The sequence below is a fragment of the Halomonas kalidii genome (genome assembly GCF_030010475.1).
Taxonomy (GTDB): Bacteria; Pseudomonadota; Gammaproteobacteria; order Pseudomonadales; family Halomonadaceae; genus Halomonas; species Halomonas heilongjiangensis.
This window is the reverse complement of the sequence record NZ_JASCQN010000050.1, coordinates 88,708-105,741: the sequence shown is the minus strand read 5'-3', so window position 1 is coordinate 105,741 and position 17,034 is coordinate 88,708. Positions and strand designations below refer to the sequence as shown.

13 protein-coding genes are annotated in these 17,034 nt (G+C 67.6%); 2 read left to right on the top strand and 11 right to left on the bottom strand.

Annotated elements, in window-relative coordinates; all coding sequences use genetic code 11:
• Window positions 1-16: 16 nt before the first annotated feature.
• From gltB to pilM, 9 genes are all read right to left on the bottom strand, one after another.
• A complete protein-coding gene (gltB, locus tag QLQ85_RS16325; RefSeq protein WP_282739957.1) occupies window positions 17-4,465 on the bottom strand; it encodes a glutamate synthase large subunit in 4,449 nt (1,482 codons plus the stop codon).
• A gap of 28 nt (window positions 4,466-4,493) precedes the next feature.
• Window positions 4,494-4,658, bottom strand: coding sequence for a hypothetical protein (locus QLQ85_RS16320; RefSeq protein ID WP_282739956.1), 165 nt, complete (start codon window positions 4,656-4,658; stop codon window positions 4,494-4,496).
• Between the two features lie 253 nt (window positions 4,659-4,911).
• Window positions 4,912-6,018: a 3-dehydroquinate synthase gene (gene aroB / locus QLQ85_RS16315; protein WP_282739955.1), complete on the bottom strand. Its 1,107-nt coding sequence runs from the start codon at window positions 6,016-6,018 to the stop codon at window positions 4,912-4,914.
• Between the two features lie 4 nt (window positions 6,019-6,022).
• Entirely contained in the window at window positions 6,023-6,565 is a 543-nt protein-coding gene (gene aroK, locus QLQ85_RS16310; RefSeq protein WP_282719914.1) for a shikimate kinase AroK, read from the bottom strand.
• Entirely contained in the window at window positions 6,565-8,688 is a 2,124-nt protein-coding gene (pilQ, locus tag QLQ85_RS16305) for a type IV pilus secretin PilQ (protein WP_282739954.1), read from the bottom strand. The genes aroK and pilQ overlap by 1 nt, the downstream gene beginning before the upstream one ends.
• Window positions 8,689-8,766: 78 nt before the next feature.
• Entirely contained in the window at window positions 8,767-9,294 is a 528-nt protein-coding gene (locus QLQ85_RS16300; protein WP_282739953.1) for a pilus assembly protein PilP, read from the bottom strand.
• A complete protein-coding gene (locus QLQ85_RS16295) occupies window positions 9,291-9,917 on the bottom strand; it encodes a type IV pilus inner membrane component PilO (protein ID WP_282739952.1) in 627 nt (208 codons plus the stop codon). Before QLQ85_RS16295 ends, QLQ85_RS16300 begins: the two co-directional genes overlap by 4 nt.
• Window positions 9,914-10,489, bottom strand: coding sequence for a PilN domain-containing protein (locus tag QLQ85_RS16290; RefSeq protein WP_282739951.1), 576 nt, complete (start codon window positions 10,487-10,489; stop codon window positions 9,914-9,916). The genes QLQ85_RS16295 and QLQ85_RS16290 overlap by 4 nt, the downstream gene beginning before the upstream one ends.
• Window positions 10,486-11,547, bottom strand: a complete 1,062-nt coding sequence (pilM, locus tag QLQ85_RS16285) for a type IV pilus assembly protein PilM (RefSeq protein ID WP_282739950.1) — start codon at window positions 11,545-11,547, stop codon at window positions 10,486-10,488. The genes QLQ85_RS16290 and pilM overlap by 4 nt, the downstream gene beginning before the upstream one ends.
• Before the next feature lie 264 nt (window positions 11,548-11,811).
• Between pilM and QLQ85_RS16280 the strand changes: the two genes are divergently transcribed.
• Both QLQ85_RS16280 and QLQ85_RS16275 read left to right on the top strand, forming a co-directional pair.
• Complete coding sequence (locus tag QLQ85_RS16280) at window positions 11,812-14,340, top strand: penicillin-binding protein 1A (protein WP_282739949.1); 2,529 nt, start codon at window positions 11,812-11,814, stop codon at window positions 14,338-14,340.
• Between the two features lie 101 nt (window positions 14,341-14,441).
• The gene (locus tag QLQ85_RS16275) at window positions 14,442-15,206 is read left to right on the top strand and encodes a DUF481 domain-containing protein (protein WP_282739948.1); all 765 of its coding nucleotides are present in this window, start codon (window positions 14,442-14,444) and stop codon (window positions 15,204-15,206) included.
• Window positions 15,207-15,293: 87 nt separating this feature from the next.
• On the opposite strand, the gene QLQ85_RS16270 is transcribed toward QLQ85_RS16275, so the two are convergent.
• Both QLQ85_RS16270 and rpmE read right to left on the bottom strand, forming a co-directional pair.
• On the bottom strand, window positions 15,294-16,562 hold the full coding sequence (locus QLQ85_RS16270) for a malic enzyme-like NAD(P)-binding protein (RefSeq protein ID WP_282739947.1): 1,269 nt from the start codon (window positions 16,560-16,562) through the stop codon (window positions 15,294-15,296).
• A gap of 250 nt (window positions 16,563-16,812) precedes the next feature.
• Window positions 16,813-17,028: a 50S ribosomal protein L31 gene (rpmE, locus tag QLQ85_RS16265; protein ID WP_102627021.1), complete on the bottom strand. Its 216-nt coding sequence runs from the start codon at window positions 17,026-17,028 to the stop codon at window positions 16,813-16,815.
• Window positions 17,029-17,034 lie beyond the last annotated feature (6 nt).

The following is a 17,034-nucleotide window of genomic DNA, read 5'->3' as shown; positions in this document are numbered from 1 at the left end:
CTCCTCTCTGCCTGGCTTACTCGGGACGCCGACGGGATTCAGCAAGCAGGCCGTTGAGGCTCGCTGCCTTGGGCTTCACCAGCCAGAAATGGCGAATGAAGTCGCTGAAGTCCTCGAGGATCGCCTTGCCCCGGGCAGAGCCGGTCTCGGCGACGAACTCCTCGATGACCTCCCGCAGGTGACGCCGGTAGGCCTCCATGGCCTCGGTGTTCACGCGGTGGATCTCCACCAGTTCATGGTTGTACTTGTCGACGAAGGAGCGGTCCTCGTCGAGCACGTAGGCGAAGCCGCCGGTCATGCCGGCACCGAAGTTGACCCCGGTCTCGCCGAGCACGCAGATCATGCCGCCGGTCATGTACTCGCAGCAGTGGTCGCCGGAGCCCTCGATCACCGCATGGACGCCGGAGTTGCGCACCCCGAAGCGCTCGCCGGCGGTGCCCGCGGCGAACAGCTTGCCGCCGGTGGCCCCATACAGGCAGGTGTTGCCGATGATCGCCGTCCGGTGGCTCTCGAACTGGCTGCCCGCCGGCGGCACGATCACCACCTTGCCGCCGTTCATGCCCTTGCCGACGTAGTCGTTGGCATCGCCCTCCAGGTAGAGGTGCAGGCCGCGGGCGTTCCACACGCCGAAGCTCTGGCCGGCCACGCCCTTGAAGCGCACGACGATCGGCGCGTCCTCGAGCCCCTCCTCGCCATAGCGCTTGGCGATGGCGCCGGAGGTCAGCGCCGCCACGGAGCGGTCGCAGTTGGTGATGGTGAAGTCGAACTCGCCGCCGGACTTCGCCTCGATGGCGTCCTTGAGCGCCTCGAACACCTCCCGGTTCTTGGCGCCCGGGTCATGGGGCACGTTGCGGCTGACCTGGCAGAATTGCGGGGCGTCCTCGGGCACGAAGTCGTTGGCCAGCAATGGCGTCAGATCGAGGTTGCGCTGGGATGGCGTGATCCCCTCGAGCACCTCGAGCAGGTCGGTGCGGCCGATCAGGTCGGTGAGCTGACGCACCCCCAGCATGGCCATCAGCTCGCGCACCTCCTCGGCGATGAAGCGGAAGTAGTGCTTGACCATGTCGACGGTGCCGCGGAAGTGCTCGTCACGCAGGTAGTCGTGCTGGGTGGCCACACCGGTGGCGCAGTTGTTGAGGTGGCAGATGCGCAGGTACTTGCAGCCCAGCGCCACCATCGGCGCGGTGCCGAAGCCGAAGCTCTCGGCGCCGAGAATCGCCGCCTTGACCACGTCGAGGCCGGTCTTCAGGCCGCCGTCGGTCTGCAGGCGGATCTTGTCGCGCAGGCCATTGATGCGCAGCGCCTGGTGCACCTCGGGCAGGCCCAGCTCCCAGGGCGAGCCGGCGTGCTTGATCGAGGTCAGCGGGCTCGCCGCGGTGCCGCCGTCGTAGCCGGAGACGGTGATCAGGTCGGCGTAGGCCTTGGCCACCCCGGTGGCGATGGTGCCGATGCCGGGCTCGGAGACCAGCTTCACCGACACCTGGGCGTCGGGGTTGACCTGCTTGAGGTCGAAGATCAGCTGCGCCAGGTCCTCGATGGAGTAGATGTCGTGGTGCGGCGGCGGCGAGATCAGGGTCACCCCGGGCACCGAGTAGCGCAGTCGGGCGATCAGGTCATTGACCTTGCCGCCGGGCAGCTGGCCGCCCTCGCCGGGCTTGGCGCCCTGGGCCACCTTGATCTGCAGCACCTCGGCGTTGACCAGGTAGGCCGGGGTGACGCCGAAGCGCCCCGAGGCGATCTGCTTGATCTTGGAGGAGCGAACGGTGCCGTAGCGGGCCGGGTCCTCGCCGCCCTCGCCGGAGTTCGAGCGGCCACCGGCCTCGTTCATGGCCTGGGCCAGGGCCTCGTGGGCTTCCGGTGACAGCGCGCCCAGCGACATGCCGGCACTGTCGAAGCGCGGGATCAGGTCCTCGACCGCCTCGACCTCCTCCAGGGGCATCGGCTCGGCGGCCGGCTTGAGCGCCAGCAGGTCGCGGATGGTGGCCGGCGCCCGCTCGTTGACCAGCGCCGCGAACTTCTTCCACTTGCCGTAATCGCCTTCCTGCACCGCCTCCTGCAGCGCCTTGATCACGTCCGGGTTGTAGGCGTGGTACTCGTGGCCGTGCACGTACTTGACCAGGCCGCCCTGGGAGATGCCCTTGCGGGGGCTCCAGGCATCGCGGGCCAACCACTCCTGCTGCAGCTGCAGCTCGCTGAAGCCGGTGCCCTCGATGCGCGACGCCATGCCGGTGAAGCACAGCGCCATCACCTCGGAGGAGAGCCCCACCGCCTCGAACAGCTGAGAGCCGCGGTAGGAGGCCAGCGTCGAGATGCCCATCTTGGAGAGAATCTTGAACAGCCCCTTCTGCAGCCCCTTGCGATAGTTCTCGCGGGCGTCGGCGGGGTTGCCGACCAGTTCGCCGGTGCGGTGCATGTCGGCCATCACCTGGTAGGCGAGCCACGGGAAGACCGCGGTGGCGCCCACTCCGAACAGTACCGCCATCTGGTGGGCATCGCGGGCATAACCGGTCTCGACCACGATATTGGCCCGCGGGCGCAGCGCCAGGCGGCCCAGGTGGTGGTGCACGGCGCCGACGGCCAGGGCGGCGTGGATCGGCAGCTGCCCCTGTGCGAGGTTGGCATCCGACAGCACCAGGACCACCTTGCCGTCACGCACCGCGGCCTCGGCCCGGCGGCAGAGCTCGGTGATCGCCCCCTTGAGGCCGACCTGCTCGGGGTCATAGCCGAGCGACAGGGCATGACTGGCGAAGATGGGGTCGTCCTGGTCGACCAGCGCGGAGAACTTGCGCGGCGAGAGGATCGGCGCCGTCAGGATGATGCGGTGGGCGTGCTCGGGGGTCGCCTTGAAAACGTTGAGCTCGGGCCCGATGCAGGTCTCCAGCGACATCACGATGGCTTCGCGCAGCGGGTCGATGGCCGGGTTGGTGACCTGGGCAAACTTCTGGCGGAAATAGTCGGTGAGCAGGCGCTGCTTGCCGGAGAGCACCGCCATGGGGGTGTCGTCACCCATGGAGCCGACCGCCTCCTGGCCGCTCTCGGCCAGCGGACGCAGCAGCTGGTCACGCTCCTCGAAGCTGACCTGGAACATCTTCTGCTGCACGCTCAGCGCATCGACGTTCATGGTCTGGAAGCTGGCGAGTTCGGTGAGCGCCGACTCCAGGTAGTTGGCTTCCTGCTTCAGCCAGCGCTTGTAGGGGTAGGCCGACTTGAGGCGCTCGTCGATGTCGCTGGTGTGCAGCACCTCGCCGGTCTCGGTATCCACGGCCAGTATCTGGCCCGGGCCGACGCGCCCCTTGGCGACCACGTCCTCGGGCTGGTAGTCGTAGGTACCGATCTCGGAGGCCAGGGTGATGTAGCCGTTACGGGTGATCACCCAGCGGGCCGGTCGCAGGCCGTTGCGGTCGAGCATGCAGACCGCCTGGCGGCCGTCGGTCATCACCACCCCGGCCGGACCGTCCCAGGGCTCCATGTGCATGGAGTTGTACTCGTAGAAGGCGCGCAGCTCGCCGTCCATGAGTTCGACGTTCTGCCAGGCCGGAGGCACCATCATGCGCACGGCACGGTGCAGCTCCATGCCGCCGGTCAGCAGCACCTCGAGCATGTTGTCCATGCTCGAGGAGTCGGACCCGGTGGTATTGACGATCTCGTCGAGCTCGGCGATGTCGGGCAGCCGCTCGTTGACGAAGTTCTCCTTGCGGGAGTTCGCCCAGCCGCGGTTGGCCTCGATGGTGTTGATCTCGCCGTTGTGGGCCAGCAGGCGGAACGGCTGGGCCAGCGGCCAGCGCGGTGCGGTGTTGGTGGAGAAGCGCTGGTGGAAGACGCAGATGGCGGTCTCCAGGCGCTCATCGCCCAGGTCGCGGTAGAAGGCCGGCAGGTCGACCGGCATCACCAGGCCCTTGTAGGAGACCACTTCCGGCGACAGCGAGCAGACATAGAAGTCCTCGTCGTCGCGCAGCGCCTGCTCGGCACGCCGGCGGGCCATGTAGAGATCGACGTCGAAGTTGCCGGCATCTTCGCCACCCGGCGCGACGAACAGCTGGCGGATGCGCGGCAGGCAGTCCAGCGCCATGGGACCGCAGACGCTCGAATCCACCGGCACCTCGCGCCAGCCCAGCACCTTCAGGCCGCGGGCCTCGAGTTCGGCTTCCAGGGTCTTGCGCCCGTGGGTCTCGCGGGCATCGTCGTCGGGCAGGAAGACCGCGCCTACCGCATAACGCTCGCCCAGCGTGACGCCCAACGCCTCCTCGGCGACCTGCCGCATGAAGGCATCGGGCATCTTCAGCAGCAGGCCGCAGCCGTCGCCGGTCTTGCCGTCGGCGGCGATGCCGCCACGGTGGGTCATGCAGGTCAGCGACTCGATGGCCGTCTTGAGCAGATCGTGGCTGGCCTGTCCTTCCATATGGGCGATCAGGCCGAACCCGCAGTTGTCACGGAACTCGCCGGGCTGGTGAAGACCTCTATTCATGGGCGCGCCTCGGATAATGATGTTTCTTTTACAGTCGATACATGATATTTTTATCGGTTTTTCTTCTTTCTGGTGTCACCACCGAATGCATCGACTGCGCGGCAAAAAGGCTAGCAAGCATAGCGAGCCCGGCCGCCTTCACGCAATCATCCCGCCCATCTCGCGTCTCGAAAAACGACGGCAAATCCAGCACTTGCGCCCTCCTTGCCGCAAAAAAACCCAACAAGTCAACGACTTGCAAAACCCTAAAACGATTTTTCAACGACCTTGGTGGAGGCATAGACTTTAGTCTAAAATGCGGCATCAACCCCATGCCGATACGGCATAACACATGCGGATTGATGAATCCCGGGAAGGGCGCCGATTGCCGCGGCAGGATCGAGAGGGACGCATGCAAACGCCGACGCCCGCGCGTGGCGGGCGTCGGCGACAACACTCTCGGGGATTCAGCGGCGCGGGAATTCCGCAAGCAGCGCGGCAAGCGTCTCGGGCGGCGTCTCGTCATGCACGCAGGCGTCCCCCGGGGCACGCAGCAGGATCAGCCGCAGGCGGCTGTCGAGGTTCTTCTTGTCCAGGCGCATGATGTCGAGAAAATCCTCGACCGCCATGTCGGCGGGAGCGGCCAGCGGCAGGGCCGCGGCCTCGAGAATGGTGCGCACCCTCTCCACTTCGCCCGCGGTGAGCCAACCCAGGCGCTGCGAGAGGCCGGCGGCCATCAGCATGCCGGCGCCCACGGCCTCGCCGTGCAACCAGTGGCCGTAGCCCTGGTGCGCCTCGATGGCGTGGCCGAAGGTGTGCCCCAGGTTGAGCAGCGCCCTCACCCCCTGCTCGGTCTCGTCCTCGGCGACGATCTCGGCCTTGAGCGCACAGCTGCGCTCGATGGCCCGGGCCAGGGCCGCGGCATCGAGGCCGCGCAGCGCCCCCATCTCCGCCTCCAGCCAGGCGAGGAAGTCGGCATCGCGAATCAGCCCGTACTTGATCACCTCGGCGAGCCCCGCGGAGAGCTCCCGTGGCGGCAGGGTGGCCAGGGTGTCGGTGTCGATCAGCACCGCACGGGGCTGCCAGAAGGCGCCGATCATGTTCTTGCCGCGCGGATGATTCACCCCGGTCTTGCCGCCCACCGAGGAGTCCACCTGGGCCAGCAGGGTGGTGGGCACCTGGACGAAGGCCACCCCGCGCTGATAGCAGGCCGCGGCGAAGCCGGCCATGTCGCCGATCACTCCGCCGCCAAGGGCGATGAGGGTGCAGCGGCGGTTGAAGCCGGCCGCGAGCAGCGCATCCCAGATCCGCTCGACGCTGGCCAGGGTCTTGGTCGCCTCGCCGTCCGGCAGCACCAGCTCGCGCACCTCGAGGCCATCCGGCAGGCCGGCGCGGCAGCGCTCGAGATAGAGCGGCGCGACGGTCTCGTTGGTGACGATCATCACCTGGCGCCCGGCCAGGTAGGGGGCCAGCCAGCGGGGATCGCCGAGCAGGCCAGGGCCGATATGGATGGGGTAGCTACGCTCGCCCAGCGCGACCTGGAGGGTGTGCGGGGCGTCCTGGGAATCGCTCATGGGATCAGGCCTTGCATTGCAGGGGATCGACCAGGCGCGTGACGCGCCGCACGATCTCGTTGACCACGGCCCGCGGGCCGCGACGATCGGTACGCACGATGACATCCGCGGTGGCGCGGTAGAGCGGGTCGCGCAGGGCGAACATCTCGCGCAGCACCTCCTCGCGGTCACCACGCTGCAGCAGCGGCCGGTTGCGGTCCTTGGCGGTGCGCCTGAGCTGCTGCTCCACGGTGGTGAACAGGTAGATCACGGTGCCACGCTCACGCAGGGCGCGGCGATTCTCCTCGCGCAGCACCGCCCCGCCACCGGTGGCGATGACCACGCCCTCGAGGTGGGTCAGTTCGTCGATCATCTGGGACTCGCGATCGCGAAACCCCGCCTCGCCCTCGACGTCGAAGATCCAGGGGATGTCCGCACCGCAGCGCGCCTGGATCTCGTGGTCGCTGTCGAGGAACTCGCGTGACAGTTCGGCCGCCAGCAGGCGGCCGATGGTGCTCTTGCCGGCCCCCATGGGGCCGATCAGTATCAGGTTGGGTAAGTCCAGCATCAGCGAATGGCCAGGCCGTCCTCCAGGATTCTGGGAGTGATGAAGACCAACAACTCCACTTTCTGGTTACTGCTCTCATTGTATCGGAAAAGCCGCCCCAGTACCGGCAGGTCGCCGAAGAACGGCGTCTTGGCCAGCCGGGTCAACTCTTCGGTGGTGAGTATACCACCCAATACGACGGTCTCGCCGTTGTCGACCAGCACCTGGGTCTGGATCTGGTTGGTGTCGATGGCCGGCACCCCGCCGAACACCTGATCGGCGATGGTGTCGTTGTTGATCACCAGGTCCATGATGATGCGGTTGTCCGGGGTGATCTGCGGCGTCACCTCCAGCGACAGCACCGCCTCCTTGAACTCGATGTTGGTCGCCCCGCTGGAGGTCGACTCCTGGTAGGGAATCTCCTGCCCCTGCTTGATCACCGCGGTGCGCTGGTTGGCGGTGATCACCCGTGGCTGGGAGATGGTCTGGCTCTTGTTCTCGCTCTCCAGCGCGCGCAGCTCGAGATCGAGCAGGATGTCGCCGGACAGGTAGCCGAAGCTGAAGTTCGTCATGGGGTTGTCACTGCCCAGGTCGACCGCCAGGCCGCCGCGCTGGAACTGGCTGCCGGTCGGGTCGTCGAAGCCGCCGAGAAACTCGCCGCGCGATTCGCGCCGACCGCCGAAGCCTTCGCCGAAGGTGGCCACCGGCTGACCGGAAGAGGCTCCCCCCAGGTTGAAGCGGCTGCCTTCCCCGGACAGCCCCCAGTTGACCCCCAGTTCCTGGGTGACGCCGTCGCGGGCGATGACGATGCGCGCCTCGATCTGCACCTGACGCACCGCAACGTCGAGCTGATCGAGGGTGCGCACGATCTCGTCGATCTGCTCGGCAGTATCCTGGATCAGCAGGGTGTTGGTGCGCTGGTCGACGGCCACCCGGCCGCGCTCCGAGAGCAAGCCGAACCCCTCTCCGCCGCGCAGCAGCTGCGCCAGGTCGTCCGCCTTGGCATAGCGCACCTGGACATACTCCGAGGTCAGCGGCGCCAGGGTTTCCATCTGGCTGCGCGCCTCGATCTGCTGGCGCTCGATATCGGCGAGCTCCGACGCCGGCGCCACCACGATGACGTTGCCCTCCTGACGGCTGGCCAGGCCGTGGCTCTTGAGCACCAGGTCCAGCGCCTGGTCCCAGGGCACCTCCTGGAGATTGAGGGTCACGCGCCCGGTGACGCTGTCGCTGGCCACCAGGTTGAGTCCGGTGAAATCGGCGATGATCGCCAGCACCGAGCGCACCTCGATGTCCTGGAAATTCAGGGTGATGCGCTCGCCGGTATAGGCAAACTGATCGCGGACGCGTTGCTCGCGCTCCGCCGGGGTCACCGGCTGCGCCTCGATGGTCAGCTGGCGGCCGCTCTGGGTGGCGACCATGGCGAACTCGCCGCTGCCCTCGATGTCCAGGGTCACGCCGTCGCGACCGACCCGGGGCGTGACCCGCCGCAGCGGGGTGCCGAAGTCGCTGACGTCATAGACCTGGTTCAGGGAATCGGGCAGCGCGACGCCGCGCAGCTCGGCGGTGATGCGGTTGCGGCCGGTTTCCCGCACCCGGGCATCGACACCGGCACGGTCGAAGGTGACGACCAGCCGCCCGGCCCCACCGTCGCCGCGGCGAAAGTCGATGTTCTCGACCGCGGGATCACCGGTACTGGCCGGTGCCGGAGACGGCGCCCTGCTCGGCGGCGCCGCCGGCGAGGCCTCGGCAGCCTGGCTGGCGACTCCGCCCCCGATCGAGAGCCGCAGCCGGTCGCCCTGCTGCGAGGTGTTGTAGGGCAGCGGCCCCGACAGGTCGAAGACCAGCCGGGTCCGGGAGCCGGCTTCCAGGGCGGTGACCCGCTCGACCCCGCCGATGCCGAGGTCGAAGCGGCGCTGGTCGAGCCGGCTCGAGGTGTCCATCAGGTCGATGGTCAGCCGGGCGGGGTCGTCGAGGCGGTAGCCGCGCACCTCGGGCACCGGGCCGCCGAACCCCAGGTCCACCTCCAGCTCGCCGCCACTGCCCTGGCGAAAGTCCAGCTCGTCCAGGGTGGAGGCCGCCAGGGCCGCCGAGGAGGCCGCCAGCAGCACCAGTGTCGCGAGTCCGCGCATCATCTGTGTCATCGTTCCCTTCCCCCGCTGCAGTGTCGCCCGCTCCTGCGCGGCGCGACGACACCCCTGTTATCGGTTCTTCAAGCGCTGTCAGTCATCCAGCGACAGTCGCGTGCTGCGCTCGAGCCAGCCGCCTCGCCCCGTCGGCACCACTTCGACCAGCTGGACCGAGGCGTCAGTGATGCTGACGATGCGTCCGAAATCGCTCCCCAGGTGGTCGCCGACCCGCAGGCGATGCACCTGGCCATCGGGTGAACGCACCAGGGCGGAGGGCTGCCCGCCGACCTGCAGGGTGCCCACCAGGTCGAGCTCGCCGAGCCCGAAGGCCTCCAGTGGCTCCCGGGGCCGGGTCAGGTCAGGCGCCAGGTCCTCGGACCCCCGGGGAGGCTGCTCCGCTTCCGGCAGCCGGGCGACGAAGGGGCTGCGCCGGTCGGCCTCGTCGTAGGGCACCGCCTCGTACTCGGGAATCTCGGGCAGCTCCACCCGCGGCACCTGGCCAGGGTCGTTGCGGATCGCCGCGAGATCGCGATCGAGGCTCCCCAGCTCGGGGTCCGCACAGCCGGCAAGCAGCACCAGCAGCCCGACGGCGGGGCCGAACATCCTGAGCACTGCCATCATGGCGCCTCCCCCTCGCTCGGCCGGTAGCTGTACGTCCGGGCCAGCATCGACAGCCGCAGACGCTGGCCGCTGCCCCCCTCGACGGGCGCCAGGGTGAAGTCGTGCTGGGTGACGATGCGCGGTAACCCGGCGACCCCCGCGAGGAAGGACGCTATCCGGTGATAGTCGCCCTGGACCTGGATATCGAAGGGTTGCTCGATGTAATGCTCCTGGGGCACCTGACTGCGCAGGCGGATGAAGTCGATGATCAACTGGTTGTCGATGGCCGTTTCGCTGATGCTGTCGATCAGCGACGGTATCTCGGCACCGCTGGGCAGCATCTCGCGCAGCGTCTCCATGCGTGCCTCGAGGTCGGCCATCTGTTCACGCATCACGGGCAGGTTGGCGGCCTGGGAGGCCTTGCTCTGGTAGTCGCGCAACAGTTGGCGCTCCTCGACCCGCACCCTGTCCAGTGCCTCGGCCTTGGGTGCCGCCAGGTACCAGTGCATGCCGGCGAAGGTCAGCCCCAGGGCCAGCAGGCAGCAGATCAGCTGCAGCGACCAGGGCCAACTGCCGGCTTCCTTGATGTCCAGTTCGCGCCAGTCCAACTCGCGCAACCGACGCAGCTCCCCCTTGAGGCTCATGGCACCTCCCGTGCGTTCTCGGCCGGCGCCCCGTCCGCCATGCGCTGGTTCATGCTCAGGCTGAACCGGCGGCGCTCACCGCCGCCCTCGGCCTCCACCTCGGACAGCACCGGCACCGAGAAGGTGTCGGCGGCCGCCAGGGCGCGGAGCTGGTCGGAGACCTGCCGATTGCTCGCGGCCAGGCCAACCAGGCGCAGGCTCTCCTGCTGTCGGGAGAGCTCGGTGTAGTGCACCCCGTCGACCAGGCTGGTGGCGAGATCGCGGAACACCTGGACGGTCCGGGTGCGCCCCAACTGCAGGCCGGTGAAGACCTGGACCTGCTCGAGCATGCGCTCGCGGATCGCCTCCAGCTCGCTGATCTCGCGGATCCCCGCGTCGAGCTGCCGGCTCTGGGCCTGGATGTGGGCATTGCGCTGCTGCTGGGCATCGAACTGCTGCTCGTAGTGCCAGGTCATGCCGTAGCCGCCGCCGAGCCCCAGCACCGCCATCATCCCCAGCGCCAGGAAGAAACGCTTGCTGCGCCGGGCGCGAACTTCCTCGCGCCAGGGCAGCAGATTGATCTCGATGGTCATGTGCAGGACCTCATCGCCAGGCCGCAGGCCGTGAGCATGGCCGGGGCGTCACCGGCCAGGGTCTGCACATCGATGCGGCTATTGACCTTCATGCGCTGGAGGGGATTGGCGATCACCACCTGCATGCCGCTCTCCTGGCCCAGGCGTTCGGCCAGGCCGGGAATCACGCAGGAACCACCGGCCAGCACCATGCGCCGCACCTCGTGCTTGCGGCCGGCGGTGTAGTAGAGCTGCAGCGAGCGACCGACCTGCTGCACCAGGGTGTCGAGGAAGGGGTCGAGCACGCCTCGCTGGTAATCCTCGGGCAGGCCTCCGCGCTTCTTGGCCAACCCCGCCTCCTCCAGGCTCAACCCGTAGCGGCTGCGGATCTCTTCGGTGAGCTGGCGACCGCCGAAGACGGTGTCACGGGTATAGACGATGCGCCCTTCGCGCAGCACGTGGAAGGCATTCATGGTGGCACCGATGTCCACCAGGGCCACGCAGTCCTCCTCGCCGGTGGTGGCCGGCAGCTGGTGGCGCAGCTCGGTGTAGGCCCGCTCCATGGCGAAGCTCTCCACATCCACTGCATCGGGGGTCAGGCCGGCCTGCAGCAGGGCGTCGGTCAACTGGCTGACGTCCTGCTGGCGGCAAGCGACCAGCAGGACGTCCTGCTGGTCGCCGTAGCGGGCATTGAGACCCAGGCGCTGGAAATCGAAGGCAACTTCGCTGAACGGAAAGGGAATATGCTTGTCAGAGTCGAGTTGGATGCGCGCCTCGATCTCATCGTCATTGAGTGAGGCGGGCAGGGTCAGGGTCTTGGTGATCGCCGCACCGGCCGGCACCGCCACCGCGGCCCGGCGAGAGGACGGCCGGGCTTGCTGGACCGCACGCGCGAGGGCGTCGACCACTTCGCCCATGTCACGGATCCGCCGCTCGACCACCGCCCCCTCGCGCAGGGGGCGAACGGCGTAGCTGTCGACCTGATAGTGGGCACCAGTTCGCTTGAGCTCGAGTAGCTTGACGGTGGCCGACGTGATATCGACACCGATCAGTCCCTTGCCGGATGCTCTGAGTCGCATCTAGGTCATGCCCCTGCCTGATCCATGCGGCTTGCCGCTCATTATAGTGTCCATCCCTCCGCGTGAGAGGAATGGGCTACGGAAATCATACCTCGTCCTGTAATCTGAGGTTACATGATATTGCCTACCCTCACACTGCAAAGCCTGTCGCGAAACGTCAACGCTGGTGACAACCCGCCCGGCTTCTTATAATGGCGGCGCAAAGGAAAATCCCCTATATCGCCGCCAGACCACTCCTGTACTCATCACGGATACCGCGATTTCATGAAGTTTCTCAGAACCCTGATCCTTTCGGCCGCGTGGTTGCTGGTATCGCTTACCGCTGCCACGGTCCTGGGCGTGGTGGGTGCCGCCCTCTACTTTGCCCCGGGACTGCCCGATGTCCGACAGCTGCAGGATTTCGAGCTGCATACGCCACTGCGCATCTTCACCCGTGACGGCAAGCTGATCGGCGAGTTCGGCGATGAGCGGCGCATGCCCGTGGAGTTCGGCGAGATCCCGCCGGAGATGACCCAGGCCCTGCTGGCCGCCGAGGACTCGGGGTTCTTCGAGCACCGCGGGGTCGACCCCCGTGGCCTGGCGCGGGCCGCCTTCGAGCTGGTCGCCAGCGGCGGCGACATCCAGTCCGGCGGCTCCACCATCACCATGCAGGTGGCCCGCAACTACCTGCTGACCCTTGACCGCACCTTCACCCGCAAGATCCGCGAGATACTGCTGGCCCTGCAGATGGAGCAGATCCTCTCCAAGGAGGAGATCCTCGAGCTCTACGTGAACAAGATCTTCCTCGGTCATCGCGCCTACGGCATCGCCGCGGCATCCGAGACCTACTACAACCGCCCGCTCGAAGAGCTGACCCTTGCCGAGAAGGCGATGATCGCCGGCCTGCCCAAGGCGCCCTCCTCCTTCAACCCGCTCGCCAACCCCGAGCGCTCGCTGATCCGCCGCAACTGGATCCTGTTCCGCATGCGCGAGCTGGGCCATATCGACCAGGCGGCCTACGACGAGGCGGTGCAGGCACCGATCACCGCCCGTCGCCACATCACCCGACCCGAGGTCGATGCCGCGTACGTGGCCGAAATGGCCCGCCAGTTCGCCATCGAGCGCTTCGGCGAGGAGGCCTACACCGGGGGCTATCGCATTCACACCACCCTCGACAGCGAGCTCCAGCCCTATGCCCGCCGCGCCCTGGCCGATGGCCTGATCGCCTACGATACCCGCCACGGCTGGCGCGGCCCCGAGGAACGCGATATCCCGCCGAGCCTGGTGGAGGCCCAGGACCGCACCGAGCGCCAGGGGCTCGAGGAGGAGCTGTCCGAGTCGCCCGAGGTGATGCAGACCGCTCGCCGTGCCGCCGAGCGCAGCCAGACCGAGGTCGAGGGCATCGACGGCGATGTCAGCAACTGGCTGCAGGTGCTCGAGCGTACCCCCGGGTTCGGCCCGCTGCAGCCGGCCATCGTGGTGACGAGCGAGGGCCGCGAGATGCAGGTCATGGCACGCGGCGGCGAACTGCATACCCTCGACTGGGAGGGCCTGAGCTGGGCCCGCCCCTATCTCAGCCCCAGGAGCCGCGGCCCCGAGCCGGGCTCCGCCGCCGAGATCGCCGAGCCCGGCGACCTGGTGCGCATCCTCGCCCGGGAAGACGGCAGCCACCGCCTCTCCCAGCGCCCGGAAGCCGAGGGCTCGCTGGTGGTGATGGAACCCGACACCGGCGCCATCCTGGCGCTGCAGGGCGGCTTCGACTTCAGCGCCAGCAAGTTCAATCGCGCGGTGCAGGCCCAACGCCAATCCGGCTCGATCTTCAAGCCCTTCGTCTACCTGGCCGCCCTCGACAGCGGCCTGATGACCGCCGCCAGCGTGGTCAACGACGCCCCGGTGGTGATGGAGGACGGCAGCAACGAGCTGTGGCGCCCGGTCAATTCCAGCCGTGACTTCCTCGGCCCCACGCGACTGCGGGTGGCCCTGGCGCGCTCGCGCAACCTGGTCACCATCCGCGTGCTGCAGCAGGTCGGGATGGATGCCACCCTCGACTTTCTCAAGGGCTTCGGCTTCGCCGAGGGTCGCCTGCCCAATGGGCTGTCGCTGGCGCTGGGCAGCGCCGACCTGACGCCGCTGGAGATGACCAACGCCTACGCGGTGCTGGCCAACGGCGGCTTCCAGGTCTCCCCCTGGTTCATCGAGCGCATCACCCGTGGCGACGACAGCAACGTGCTCGACGAGGCGCTGCCGAAGGTCGCCTGCCGCGAGTGTCGCGACGGCCAGAGTGAGGTCGAGATCGACGGTCGCCGCCACCCGGTGGCACCGCGCGTGGCCGACCCCACCGCCGTCTACATCCTGCGCGACATGCTGCGCGACGTGATCGAGAGCGGCACCGGCCGTGCCGCCCTGGAACTGGAGCGCAACGACCTCGTCGGCAAGACCGGCACCACCAACGGCTACCGTGACGCCTGGTTCGCCGGCTACAACAGCGACCTGGTGACCACCGTCTGGGTGGGCAAGGACGACAACGAGACCATCGCCGAGTACGGCGGCAATGCCGCCCTGCCGATCTGGATCGACTTCATGGGCGCGGCCCTCGAGGGCCGCTCCGAGGCGATGCCCGCACCGCCATCCGACCTCGTGACCGCCCGCGTCGACCCCCAGACCGGCCGACGCCTGCATGACGGCGAGACGGGCGGCATCAGCGAGATCTTCCACCCCGACCACCTGCCCGACTACCAGTCGCGGCGCGTCGACCGCGAGGTGGAACAGCGCAGCGGGTCGCAGGGCACCGGGGCCTATGAGGCCATCTTCTGAAGACACGCTCCAGGCGGCAGGGAGGCCGCCCGTCTCATCTGCCAACCGTGCGTGCCGCCTTCGGCGGCGGCCCCGACAATCGGCAACCCGTGGAGATACCCATGCCACGTTCTGCGACAAGCCGCTCCAGGCCCACGTGGTGGGCCCTGTGCGGCCTGCTGGCGGCCGCCGGCAGCGTGCAGGCCACCCCCTTCTATGCCCCACCGCCTCCTGACGAGGATGCCAAGACCTTCAGCGGCGAGGCCGAGCTGGGCTATACCCGGCTTTCCGGCAACACCGACAGCCAGACCCTGATCGGCAAGGGTCGCCTGACCTGGCTCAACGGCAAGTGGACCCACACCCTGCGTAGCGAGGCGCGCAACGTCGCCCGCGGCGGCGACACCGACGCCGAGCAGTACCTGCTGGCCGGACGCGAGCGCTACGAGCTCGAGGGCCCTCACTACATGTTCGGCTTCGCCCGTTGGGAAAAGGACCGCTTCAGCGGCTACGACCAGCAGTTCACCGCCATCGCCGGCTATGGTCGCGACCTGATCGACAGCCAGCGCCAGCTGCTCTCGTTGGAGGCCGGCCCGGGCTTCCGCCACGACCGCATCCAGGACGAAGCGAACGAGACGCTGGCGGTGGCCTATGGCGCCCTGGCCTACGAGTACGAGCTCTCCGATGCCTCGGCCCTGTCACAGGAGCTCTCGGTGGAGGCCACCGACGACAACACCACCTCCCGTTCGTTGTCGTCGCTCACCGCCCGCCTCAACTCGCGCCTGGCACTCAAGCTCTCCCACGAGATCAAGAGCAACTCCCAGCCCCCCGAGGCCGCCATGGCTCGGACCGACCACACCACCAGCGCGTCGCTGCTCTATAACTGGTAGCTCCCGCCAGCTCGGCAGCCACAGACGACGACGCCGGCCCTCGGGCCGGCGTCGTCGTGTCGCGGGTCTGGCGGCGATCAGCAGCGGTCATCCACCATAGACGTCATCCACGGTGGCCAGCGGGTAGTGGGAGGGATAGGGCTTGCGCGCCACCCCGGAATCCACCGCCGCCTGGGCCACCGCCGAGGAGATACGCTCGAGCAGGCGCACGTCCACGGGGGTCGGGATGATGTATTCGGGCCCGAAGCTCATGCTCTCCTTCTCGTAGGCCTCCAGCACCGCCTGGGGCACCGGCTCGCGGGCCAGGTCCTTGAGCGCATGCACGGCCGCCACCTTCATCTCCTCGTTGATGCGGGTCGCCCGGACGTCCAGGGCACCGCGGAAGATGAACGGGAAGCCCAGCACGTTGTTGACCTGGTTGGGGTAGTCGGAGCGACCGGTGGCCATGATCACGTCGGGGCGCGTCTCGCGGGCCAGCTCGGGATCGATCTCGGGGTCCGGGTTGGTGCAGGCGAAGACCACCGGGGTCGGGGCCATCTTGCGGATATGGTCGGCGGTCATCAGCCCCGGGCCGGACAGGCCGACGAACACGTCGGCGCCGTCGATGGCGTCATCCAGGGTGCGCTTGTCGGTGTCGACGGCGAACATCGCCTTGTACTGGTTGAGATCCTCGCGCCCGGCGTGGATCACGCCCTTGCGGTCGAGCATCACGATGTTCTCGGGGTGTGCGCCGCAGGAGACCAGCAGCTTCATGCAGGCGATCGCCGCGGCACCGGCGCCCAGGCAGACGATGCGCGCGCTGTCCAGCGACTTGCCGGCGATCTCCAGGGCATTGAGCATGCCCGCCGCGGTGACGATGGCGGTGCCGTGCTGGTCGTCATGGAAGACCGGAATGTTGCACTGCTCGATCAGCGCCTGCTCGATCTCGAAGCACTCCGGCGCCTTGATGTCCTCGAGGTTGATGCCGCCCCAGGTATCGGCGATACGCGCCACGGTGTCGATGAACGCCTGGGGGCTCTCGGCGTTGACCTCGATGTCCACCGAGTTGATGCCGGCAAAGCGCTTGAACAGCACGCCCTTGCCCTCCATCACCGGCTTGCTCGCCAGCGGCCCGAGATTGCCCAGGCCGAGGATGGCGCTGCCATCGGAAATCACCGCCACCAGGTTGCCCTTGCCGGTATAGAGGTAGGCATTCTCCGGATCGCGCGCAATCTCGCGGACAGGCTCGGCCACGCCCGGGCTGTAGGCCAGGGACAGATCCCGCGCCGTGGCGGTGGGCTTGGTCAGCTCCACCGACAGTTTTCCGGGAATAGGTTTCGCGTGGTAGTCCAGCGCCGCCTTTCTTGCGTCTGTCATGCTCTCGATCCGGTCAGGTGACTATAGAGGGCAGCCAGAGTATAGAAAAACCTTCCACTCCTCAACAAAGTGAATTTTCCCACCTTTGTACGCTCGTTTGACGCCATTTCCAGGCATTTGTTGCAACTTATACCTGACGCGGCCAACCATAAGGCATTGCTTATCGGCGCGCTCACGAAGCGGCGGGCAAAAAAAGACCCGCCTCGATGGGCGGGTCGTTTCGACGGGCGAAGCCGTGACGGGACGTCGATCAGCCCCGCTTGATGGCGGCACCGAAACGCTTGTTGAAGCGCTCGACGCGACCGCCGGTAGTCGCCTGCTTCTGCTTGCCGGTGTAGAAGGGGTGGCACTGCGAGCAGACGTCCAGGGACAGGTCTTGACCCACGGTGGAGCCGACCTCGAAGGTGGCGCCGCAGGAACAGGTCGCGGTGACCGTCTTGTAATCCGGGTGGATACCTTGTTTCATCTTGAG